The sequence below is a fragment of the Arachnia propionica genome, assembly GCF_003932785.1.
GTDB classification, from domain to species: domain Bacteria; phylum Actinomycetota; class Actinomycetes; order Propionibacteriales; family Propionibacteriaceae; genus Arachnia; species Arachnia propionica_B.
On record NZ_RQYT01000043.1, the window covers coordinates 17,327 to 27,824 of the forward strand.

Below are 10,498 nucleotides of genomic sequence, written 5' to 3' on the forward strand. Positions count from 1 at the left end.
GGAACTGACATGACCAACTACGACGTCATCGTCCTGGGCGGCGGCCCTGGCGGCTACATCGCGGCCGAACGCCTCGGCCACGGCGGCAAGAAGGTGCTGCTCGTCGAGGCAGTGGCTCTCGGCGGGACCTGCCTCAACGTCGGCTGCATCCCCACCAAGACCCTCCTCGGCGCCGCCAAGACCTACGACCACGCCGTCCACGGCGCCCAGTTCGGCGTCCACGTCGACGGGGCCAGGGTCGACTGGGCCGCCCTCCAGAAGTGGAAGGACAAGGTGGTCTCCACCCTCGTCGGTGGGGTCGGGGCCACGGAGAAGAAGGCGGGCGTCACCGTCATCCACGGACACGGCCACTTCGACGGCCCCGGCCGGGTCACCGTCGACGGCACCACCTACACCGCCACCCACGTCATCCTGGCCACCGGGTCGGTCCCCGTGATGCCCCCGATCCCCGGGGCGGCGGACAACCCGCTGGTCATCGACTCCACCGGCGCCCTCTCCCTGCCCGAGATCCCGAAGCGCCTCGCCGTCATCGGCGGCGGCGTCATCGGTGTCGAGTTCGCCTCCCTGTACTCGATGCTCGGCACCGAGGTGACCGTCATCGAGATGCTGCCCGAGATCATCCCCTTCGCTGACGACGACGTGGCGGCGGCGCTGCGCAAGGCCCTCGACAAGGTGACCTTCAAGCTCAACTGCAAGGTCACCGCCATCGACGGGGGCACCGTCCGCTGGACCACCGCCGACGGTGCCGAGGAGTCCGTCGAGGCCGACCACGTGCTCATGGCGGTGGGTCGCAAACCCGCCGTCGAGGGCTGGGGCGCCGAGACCTCCGGCCTCGAATACTCCGGCCGTGGCGTCGTCGTCGACGACCGGATGCGCACCAACCTCCCCGGGGTGTGGGCCATCGGCGACGTGACCGGCCGCAGCCTCCTCGCCCACGCCGCCTACCGCATGGGCGAGATCGCCGCCGCCAACATCCTCGACCCCGAGGCGCACCGTCGCGGCGAGGTCATGCGCTGGCACACCGTGCCATGGGCGGTCTACACCGCACCCGAGTGCGCCGGCATCGGCCTCACCGAGGTGGCGGCGAAGGCCCAGGGCCGCAAGGTCGTCACCGCCAGCGTCCCCGGCTACATGTCCGGCCGGTTCGTCGCGGAGAACGGGCTCAGCGCCCCCGCCGTCGCGAAGCTCATCCTCGACGCGGACACCCGGCAGGTGCTCGGCATCCACGTCCTCGGCTCCTATGCGGCCGAGATGATCTGGGGTGCCTCCGCCGTGCTCGAGACCGAGCTGGACCTCACCGACCTGCGTCAGCTGGTCTTCCCCCATCCCACAGTCAGTGAACTCATCCGAGAGGCCGCGTGGGCGGCCAAGGCCTGAGAATCGAGAGAATCCAATGACCAAGTCCCTCATCGTCGACCCGAAGAATGTCCGCGCCAAGAGCAGCATCACTGCGCCCGAGGTGCCCGTCAACGCCTACCAGCCCAACTTCAAGGCTGAGCTGAAGCGCTACGGCAAGCAGGGTCTCATCGACATCCTCCACGACATGATCGCCATCCGGCAGTTCGAGACCATGCTGGACTCGATCAAGAAGACCGGCTCCTGGAACGGCGTCGAGTACAACCACCGTGGCCCCGCCCACCTCAGCATCGGCCAGGAGTCCGCCGTCGTCGGCCAGGCCTCGCAGCTCAACCCGGACGACTTCCTGTTCGGCTCCCACCGCAGCCACGGCGAGATCCTCGCCAAGTGCTTCTCCGCCGCCCGCAAGCTGGACCCGCAGCGTCTCGAGGAGATCATGAAGACCTTCCTCGACGGTGAGACCCTCGGCTTCGCCGAGCAGATCGGCCACGAGGACCTCGCCGAGCTGGCAGAGAACTTCATCGTCTACGGCACCGTCGCAGAGACCTTCGCCCGCAGCGCCGGCTTCAACCGGGGCCTCGGCGGCTCGATGCACGCCTTCTTCGCCCCCTTCGGCTCCATGCCGAACAACGCCATCGTCGGCGGCTCCGCCGACGTCGCCACCGGCTCGGCCCTGTTCAAGCGGATCAACGGCCAGTCCGGCATCGTCATCGCCAACATCGGCGACGCCTCCATGGGCTGCGGCCCGGTGTGGGAGGCCATGATGATGGCCGCCATGGACCAGTACCGCACCCTGTGGAAGGACGGCGTCGAGGGCAACCCGCCGATCTGGTTCAACTTCTTCAACAACTTCTACGGCATGGGTGGCCAGACCTCCGGCGAGACCATGGGCTACGACATCCTCGCCCGCGTCGGCATGGGCGTGAACCCGGAGGCGATGCACGCCGAGCGCGTCGACGGCCTCAACCCGCTGGCCGTCGCCGACGCCGTCGCCCGCAAGCGTGAGCTGCTGGAGTCCGGCCGTGGTCCGGTGCTCACCGACACCATCACCTACCGCTTCTCCGGGCACTCCCCGTCCGACGCGTCGTCCTACCGCACCCGCGAGGAGGTCGAGCTGTGGGAGGCCCACGACGGCCTCAGGAACTACGCCGAGTACCTCGTCAAGAACAAGGTCCTCACCCAGGGCGAGGTCGACGACCTCCAGGCCAGGTTCGACGAGCGGCTCACCAAGATCATCGCGCTGGCCACCAAGGACGAGGACGTCTCGCCGCGGGTCCACATGGACTTCATCGAGACCGTCATGTACTCCAACGGCAACAAGCCGTCCCTCGACGAGTCCCGCGAGCCCGTCCTCAGCGAGCCGCTCGAGGACAACGCCCGGGTGAAGGCCCTCAAGGGCAAGTCGCGCTACTACAAGGACGCCTCCGGCAAGGCCGTCTCCAAGGTCAAGGCCTTCTCCTACCGCGACGCCATCTTCGAGGCCGTCGCCCACGGCTTCGCCACCGACCCGACGCTCGCCGCCTGGGGTGAGGAGAACCGCGACTGGGGTGGCGCCTTCGCCGTCTACCGCGGCCTCACCGAGCTGCTGCCCTACCACCGCCTGTTCAACTCGCCCATCTCCGAGGCCGCCATCATCGGCGCCGGCGTCGGCTACGCCCTGTCGGGTGGTCGCGCGCTGGTCGAGCTCATGTACTGCGACTTCCTCGGCCGCGCCGGTGACGAGATCTTCAACCAGGCCCCGAAGTGGCAGGCCATGTCCGGCGGGCTGCTGGAGATGCCGCTGGTCATGCGCATCTCCGTCGGCGCCAAGTACGGCGCCCAGCACAGCCAGGACTGGGGTGCCTTCTGCGCCCACATGCCCGGACTCAAGGTCTACTACCCGGCCACCCCCTACGACGCCAAGGGCATGATGAACCTGGCGCTGCGCGGCACCGACCCGGTGGTGTTCTTCGAGTCGCAGATGCTCTACGACGTGGCCGAGCAGTTCGTCACCGACGGCGTGCCGGAGGGCTACTACGAGATCGAGGAGGGCCAGCCGGTGATCCGCCGCGAGGGCACCGACCTCACGATCGCCTGCATCGGCCCCACCCTGTACCGGGTGCTGGAGGCCGCCGACCAGCTCGAGGCCAAGTACGGTGTGTCCACCGAGGTCATCGACCTGCGCTTCATCGCGCCGCTCAACCTCGACATGATCGTCGAGTCTGTGAAGAAGACCGGACGACTGCTGCTGACCTCCGACGCGGTGGAGCGCGGCTCCTTCCTCCACGACGTGGCCAGCAAGGTCCAGACCCTGGCCTTCGACCACCTCGACGCGCCGGTCACCGTCGTCGGCTCCCGCAACGCCATCACCCCGGCTGCCGAGCTGGAGAAGGAGTACTTCCCGCAGCCCGAGTGGCTCATCGACGCGGTCCACGAGCGCATCCTGCCGCTGGAGGGCCACGTCGCCTCCAGCAACCAGACCACGGCCGAGCTGGCCCGTCGCGCCCGCCTCGGGTTGTGATCCGGCAGTCGTGACGAATGTCCGCCGGGCCGGGAGCACGCACACCCGGCCCGGCGGACCACAACCACACACCATCGAAACCAAGGAACCCCATGCACGTCATCAATGACCCCGGATGCTCCACCGAGGAGCGCCTCGACGCGCTGCGCACCGTCGCCAGGACCGAGACCTTCCCCGAGTGGGTCGTCGAGTCCAACAACCACATCCACACGTGCTACTCGTTCAGCCCGTACACCCCGGCGGGGGCCGCCCTCGGGGCCCGTCGCTCCGGGCTGCGCGTGGTGGGTTCCGTCGACCACGACTCCATCGCCGCCGCCGACGAGATGACCCGGGCCACCCGGATCCTCGGCATGGGTTCGGTGACGGGCTTCGAGTGCCGGGCCTTCTTCGGGGAGGGCTTCGAGGACCGCAAGCTCAACAACCCTGACTCGAAGGGCATCGCCTACATGACCGTCCAGGGGGTGCCCGCCCCCGCGCGGCAGCGGGTCGACGAGTGGCTCGCGCCCCGGCGTGCCGCCCGCCTGGAGCGGACCCTCGCCATGGCGGATGCCGCCAACGAGATCCTCACCGGGCTCGGGCTCGCCCCCTTCGATCCCCAGACCGACATGGTGGCCCGCAGCCAGTACCACCGTGGCGGCGGGATCACGGAACGGCACCTCCTGGCTGCCATGGCCGACGCGCTCATCGCCGGGTTCGGGCGTGGCGAGGCCCTCCTCAAAGGGCTCGCCGGCATGGGGATCACGGTCCCCGCCAAGCTGGCCGACGTCCTCGGCGACCCCGACAACCCACACCTGACCTTCGACCTGCTGGGCGTGCTCAAGGCCGAGTACCTCGACAGGATCTACATCCAGCCCACCACCGAGTGCCCGAGCGCCGTCGAGGTCGTCGAGCTGGCCGACTCCGTCGGCGCCATCGCCACCTACGCCTACCTGGGCGACGTGTCGGCGTCCCCGACGGGGGACAAGAAGGCCGAGAAGTTCGAGGACGAGTTCCTCGACGACCTGTTCGTCGGCATGGCGGAGCGGGGGCTCAGGGCCGTCACCTACATGCCGCCGCGCAACACCGCCGAGCAGATCGAACGTATCCACCGCCTCGCCGTCCAGCACGGCATGCTGGAGATCTCCGGGGTCGACATCAACACCCCGCGCCAGGTGTTCGTGTGCCCGGAACTGCGCGATCCGAAGCTCGCCGACCTCAACGAGGCCACCTGGGCCCTCGTCGCGCACGAGGCCTTGGCCTCGATCGACCCGACGGTCCACCTGCTCGGTGAGGAGCGACTGGACCCGGCCCAGCTGGCCGAGCGCATCCGTGTCTTCGCCCCCCTCGGGAGGGAGTACGCCGACGGCGCGGACGCCGCCGACCTCCTCGCCCGTCTCCGCACCCACTGAAAGGACCGTCATGAGCAACGCCGCACGAGTACGGGGAGTGTTCCTCAACGCCCTGTCACGTCCCGTCCTGGTCCGTCCGAGCGACGCCGAGGCCACCCTCGACCTCGGCGAGGACCTCAGCGCCGCCGTGCCCGCCGACCTGGCCCTGCCCGTCGTCGTCCGGGCGGGGGAGGAGGTCTTCGAGATCACCGCCCCCATGCGTGGCGAACGGGAGATCAGCGGCCGCGTCGCCCTCGTCACCGGAGGCGCGCAGGGCTTCGGCGCGGAGATCGCCAAGGGCCTGGTCGAGCAGGGCTGCTTCGTCTTCATCGCCGACCTCAACGGTGAGGGGGCCGCCGCCAAGTGCGCCGAACTCGGCGCGGAGGTCACCCATCCCATCACCGTCAACGTCGCCGACGAGGAGTCCGTGGCGGCCATGGCCGCGGAGGTGGAGCGGGTCACCGGCGGTCTCGACCTCGTGGTGTCCAACGCGGGCATCGTCCGTGCCGGGTCGGTGCTCGAGCAGGACGCCGCCAGCTTCAAGCTGTCCACCGACATCAACTACGTGGCCTTCTTCCTGGTCACCAAACACCTGGGCGCGTTGCTGGCCCGCCAGAGTGACACCGCCCCGCAGTGGCTCACCGACATCATCCAGATCAACTCGAAGTCCGGGCTCGTCGGTTCCAACAAGAACGGCGCCTACGCCGGATCCAAGTTCGGCGGGATCGGGCTGGTGCAGTCCTTCGCGCTCGAACTCGTCGAACACGGCATCAAGGTCAACGCTGTGTGCCCGGGCAACTTCTACGACGGGCCGCTGTGGTCGGACCCGGACCGTGGGCTGTTCGTGCAGTACCTCAACTCCGGCAAGGTGCCGGGCGCCAGGACCGTCGCCGACGTCAAGGCGTTCTACGAGGCGAAGGTCCCGATGCGCCGTGGCACCACGGGCATCGACGTCCTGCGCGCCATCTACTACATCGTCGAGCAGGCCTACGAGACCGGCCAGGCCGTGCCGGTCACCGGCGGCCAGGTGATGCTCAGTTCCTAGCCAGAATCCTTGAAGGAGAGACACATGAGTGGGATTCCCAGCACACAGTACGCCATCCAGATCGTCGGCAAGGACGAGTTCATCCTCAACCCGGCGAAGGAGGTCGACCCCGTCGGGGAGCATCAGATGATGCTTCAGGTGGAGGCCTGCGGCATCTGCTTCAGCGACACCAAGCTGCTGCACGCCTTCGACACCCATCCGCGTAAGGCCGAGGTGATCTCCGGCATCACGCCGGAGGCCCTGGCCGAGATCCCGAACTACCGTCCCGGAACCCAGCCGACGGTGCCCGGCCACGAGCCGGTGTGCCGGGTGATCCAGGTGGGCGACAAGGTGACCCATTTCAAGGTCGGCGACCGGGTGCTGGTCCAGGCGGACTGGAAGCACCTGCGCACCCCGGCCTCCAACGGCGCCTTCGGGTACAACTTCGACGGTGCGCTGCAGGAGTACGTCGTCGTCGACGAGCGCTGCGTCGTCGCGCCGAACGGTGAGGAGTTCCTCATCCACGTCACCGACGGGCCGTCCGCCGCCGCTGTCGGTCTCATCGAGCCGTGGGCCACCGTCGAGGGCTCCTACGCCTGGGCCGAACGCAACCACGTCGCCGATGGTGGGCGGTTGCTCGTCGTCGGTGAGGGCGAGCTGGGCTCGCTGCTGGATCAGCACGAGCCGGCGGAGGTCGTGAGGGTCACCGTCGATGAACTCGACGGCCTCACCGGGCAGGCCTTCGACGACATCGTCTTCTTCGGCTCCGACGCGGACGCCGTCGAGAAGGCCGCGAAGCTGCTCGGCATGCGCGGCACCTTCTGCCTCGTGCTGGGTGGGGAGACCCTGGAACGGAAGGTGTCGTTGGACATCGGCCGGGTCCACTACGACTTCATCCGGTTCTGCGGCACCACCGGCACCGACCCGGTCGAGGGGTACAGCTGGATCCCCGCCACGGGTGAGCTGCGCGAGGGCGACAAGGTCGCCATCATCGGGGCCGCCGGCCCGATGGGCCAGATGCACACGATGCGGGCCGTCACCTCCGGGGTGCCCGGCATCACCGTCGACGGCACCGACCTCAGCGACGAGCGCTTGGCGGGGCTGCAGGCCGTCGTCGGGCCGGTGGCGGAGGCGAAGGGGGTGCCGCTGCGGATCATCAACACCGGCGAGACCCCGCTGACCCCCGGGTACACGCACCTGTCCTGCATGGTCCCGGTGCCCGCGCTGGTCTCGCAGGCGGTGGACCTGGCGGCGGAGGGCGCGATCCTCAACGCCTTCGCCGGGATCCCGGCCGGGACCTACGGCGACTTCGACCTGCAGGGCATCGTCGAGCGGAGGATCTTCATGCTCGGCACCTCCGGCTCCGACGTCTCCGACATGCGCACGGTGCTGCGGAAGATCGAGGAGGGGATCATCGACACGACGATCTCCCTCGACGCCGTGACCGGGATGGCGGGTTTCGCGGACGCGATCGGCTCGGTCATCAACCGGACCTCTGGCGGCAAGATCATGGTCTTCCCGATGCTCCACGACCTGGAGCTGACTCGCCTTGTCGACATGGAGACCAAGCTCCCGCACGTCGCGGCGAAGCTCAAGGACGGCCGCTGGACGAAGGAGGCCGAGGAGGCCCTGCTGGCAGGAGAGTGATACCAAGGGGGCTGGCCGGCGGCTGGCTGTGAACAAGCCAAGCTCCCGGCCAGTTCCCTCTCAGCGTCGCTTCGCGACTGCTGAGTGGAGGCCGCGGACCAGGACTAGGCCGAAGGCCGCGACCACGGACCCGACGCCCACCACCATCGCAGCCGTCGGAGAGAGCCAGGCCAGGATGATCGTGAGCAGACCTCCGGCCATGAGGAGGTACCCGGCCGGACGGTAGGCGCGTGAACTCCCGGCGCGGTAGCGTTCGAGGGCTGCGTGCTCGAAGCGTCCCTCGGGACGGGTCCATGGCAGAACCGCGCCGAGGCCGATGACGACGAGGCCGGCGACCGACCCCATGATGGCCTCCAAAGGGATGTTGACGTCCAGGTAGAGGGCGACGAGCCCGAGATGCAGCGCGGCGAACAGGACGCCGACCAGGATCAGGACAGTGTTGAGGACTCGTCTTGAGTTCTCAACGTTGGCGACGGCGCCTGCCGGGAAACGTTCCAGGAAGCGCGGGTTGACGCGTGGTGCGAGAGCTACGAGAGCCGCAACCACCACGAGAGCGATGGGTAGGGCAAGGGACGTGAACTCGCGGCTGGGGCTGTTCTCGCCATGACCGTTGCCTGCTGGGCGGGTGACGAGTTCAGGGGCCATGTGCGGGTACGCGACCCAGCTCACGATGAGCATGGCGACGGCGATGACGAGGCAGACGACGAACCCGGTGCGAGGTGTCCGGGACGACGTCGTGGGGGTCGTGGTGGTGGCCATGGGGGTTCTCCTTCCGGGGTCAACGCGTGAGGAATGACTTCAAGGACAGGATGAGGTCCTCGATGGTGGACAGGTTCGCGCGGTACTGCACCTCAGTGCCCTGCTGGCGTGACACGAGCAGCCCAGCGCTCTTCATGACTTTGAGGTGCCCGGAGAGCGTGGAGTTGGCGATGCCCAAGTCCTCCGCAATCTGACCCGCGCGGACGTAGTCCTTGTCCTTGAGGTAGTTGAGGATCTCCGAGCGGGTCACGTGAGCCAGTGCCGCGTGGGCTTCTCCGGAGCGTCCTTCGGTATTTCGCGTCATAACGAAATATTACTCTCGAAGCCGTTCCTGTGGCAAGTTCAGGCCGAGGTGAGTGCTCACCCAGGCGAGCTGCAGTGCATGCAGACGCAGGGAGTCCTGAAGCGATGCCCCTCCGCTGTGGCCCCCCGCCTCGGGAAGAAGGATCACTGGTCCCCCTGCGCAGTTTCGACGGAACCGCTGCGCATACTTGAGGGCCTGGACGGGTGGCACCCGTGTGTCGTGTGTCCGTACTGTGATGAGGACAGGAGGATATGCCTTATGGGCGAGGTTTTCGTAAGGCGAGTAGCTACGGATGCACGCCAGGGCGGCCTCGCTGGTGAGTGGATCCCCCCATTCTGAACGGTCGCTTGCCGTGAGGGGCAGGTTGGGGTTGACCATAGAGGCCAGGACGTCAACGAACGGCGCCTCCAGCACGGCGGCGCAGAACCTCTCGGGCGCCACGTTCAGGGCAGCTGCCATGAGGGTACCTCCGGCGCTTCCTCCCATGAGTGCCACCCTGCCCAAGGTCGCGAGCCCGTTCGCCTCGAGGTGGTCGAGGCAGCTGAAAAGGTCTGCCAGAGCATTGGGTTTGTTGAGGACGCGGCCGCCATCGTGCCAGTTGCGCCCCTTCTCTCCTCCACCGCGGACGTGTGCGACGGCGAACCTCATCCCATGGTCAACGAGGTGGGTGAGGAATGGGTCGTGGTGGGTGGCTCTGGTCGTTCCGTAGGCGCCGTAGGCCGTCAGGAGGAGCGGAGCCGGGGTCGTGCAGTCGCGTCGCGACACCACGGTCAAGGGAATGTCCACTCCTGCGGCGGGCACGGTCACGTGTTCTTCGTGATAGGGGCCGGACTCGTCTGCTCGCAGAAGAACGGGAGATGAGCGCCTTCGGTTGAGGGGGAGCGTCACCTCTCGTGGCGGACGTGTGTAGGACGGCAGGGCCATGGTGATGTGTTCGGCATCCCAGCTGGGGGGGCGCACTCAAGGAGAGGGTTCCGGCGCAACGGACCAGGGGCATCGGCGCGAGGTCGGTGTCGTCGAGATCGACAACCGCCACCTCGGTCCCCAGCCCGGTTGTGGAGATGATGAGCCGTCCCTCGGTCACCAGTGGGGGTGCCACAGTGGTGGTCTCGTCGTGGCCCGCGAGCAGCAGCGGATGGGTGGGGTCGTCAAAGGGGTGGAGGAGCAGTTCCCCATTCGGTTGGGTGTCGTCACGGAGCAGGACGGCCCACCAGTCGCGGTATCGGGAGCGGACATGTTCAACGGTGACGTGGCTGTGGCTCGGCAGGAAGTCGAGGGGAATCGGATCCCTGTCGTCGTGGATGGCCCACACTCGATTGTGGATCCTCGCTGTGCTCTCGATGAGTTGGCGGCCAGCTTCGTCTCCGCCTCGAGGAGTGTGCTCTGGGCACGTTCGTCGTGGCGCAACCATTCGAACGGGGCGTTCCACTGAGTCTTCCCGATCCGGAAAGTGTGAAGCGCCCCAGGTTTCGTGCCGGTCCTTTCTGGGGTGGGAAGGTTGGCATCATGCCGAAGAAGATTGATCCCGCGGTGAAGGCTCG

At 67.8% G+C, this 10,498-nt stretch carries 8 protein-coding genes; 5 read left to right on the top strand and 3 right to left on the bottom strand.

Features of this window, described 5'->3' with window-relative positions:
- The first annotated feature begins 9 nt into the window (after positions 1–9).
- The 5 genes from lpdA (at position 10) to EII35_RS13265 (ending at position 7,894) form a co-directional block, all read left to right on the top strand.
- Entirely contained in the window at positions 10–1,377 is a 1,368-nt protein-coding gene (lpdA, locus tag EII35_RS13245) for a dihydrolipoyl dehydrogenase (RefSeq protein WP_125228941.1), read from the top strand.
- A gap of 16 nt (positions 1,378–1,393) precedes the next feature.
- Positions 1,394–3,856 carry an alpha-ketoacid dehydrogenase subunit alpha/beta gene (locus tag EII35_RS13250; RefSeq protein WP_125228942.1) on the top strand — a complete coding sequence of 821 codons (2,463 nt, stop codon included), beginning with the start codon at positions 1,394–1,396 and terminating at the stop codon, positions 3,854–3,856.
- 92 nt (positions 3,857–3,948) lie between these two features.
- Positions 3,949–5,244, top strand: coding sequence for a PHP domain-containing protein (locus tag EII35_RS13255; protein ID WP_125228943.1), 1,296 nt, complete (start codon positions 3,949–3,951; stop codon positions 5,242–5,244).
- Positions 5,245–5,254: 10 nt separating this feature from the next.
- On the top strand, positions 5,255–6,268 hold the full coding sequence (locus EII35_RS13260) for an SDR family NAD(P)-dependent oxidoreductase (RefSeq protein ID WP_125228944.1): 1,014 nt from the start codon (positions 5,255–5,257) through the stop codon (positions 6,266–6,268).
- Positions 6,269–6,292: 24 nt separating this feature from the next.
- A complete protein-coding gene (locus EII35_RS13265) occupies positions 6,293–7,894 on the top strand; it encodes an alcohol dehydrogenase catalytic domain-containing protein (RefSeq protein ID WP_125228945.1) in 1,602 nt (533 codons plus the stop codon).
- Positions 7,895–7,954: 60 nt separating this feature from the next.
- Here the strand turns inward: EII35_RS13265 and EII35_RS13270 are convergent, their stop codons facing one another.
- From EII35_RS13270 to EII35_RS13280, 3 genes are read right to left on the bottom strand one after another with little or no spacing between them, the layout of a single operon-like run.
- Positions 7,955–8,653 carry a hypothetical protein gene (locus tag EII35_RS13270; RefSeq protein WP_125228946.1) on the bottom strand — a complete coding sequence of 233 codons (699 nt, stop codon included), beginning with the start codon at positions 8,651–8,653 and terminating at the stop codon, positions 7,955–7,957.
- 19 nt (positions 8,654–8,672) lie between these two features.
- Positions 8,673–8,957, bottom strand: a complete 285-nt coding sequence (locus tag EII35_RS13275; protein ID WP_125228947.1) for a metalloregulator ArsR/SmtB family transcription factor — start codon at positions 8,955–8,957, stop codon at positions 8,673–8,675.
- Between the two features lie 9 nt (positions 8,958–8,966).
- Entirely contained in the window at positions 8,967–9,764 is a 798-nt protein-coding gene (locus EII35_RS13280; RefSeq protein ID WP_185744338.1) for a prolyl oligopeptidase family serine peptidase, read from the bottom strand.
- Positions 9,765–10,498 lie beyond the last annotated feature (734 nt).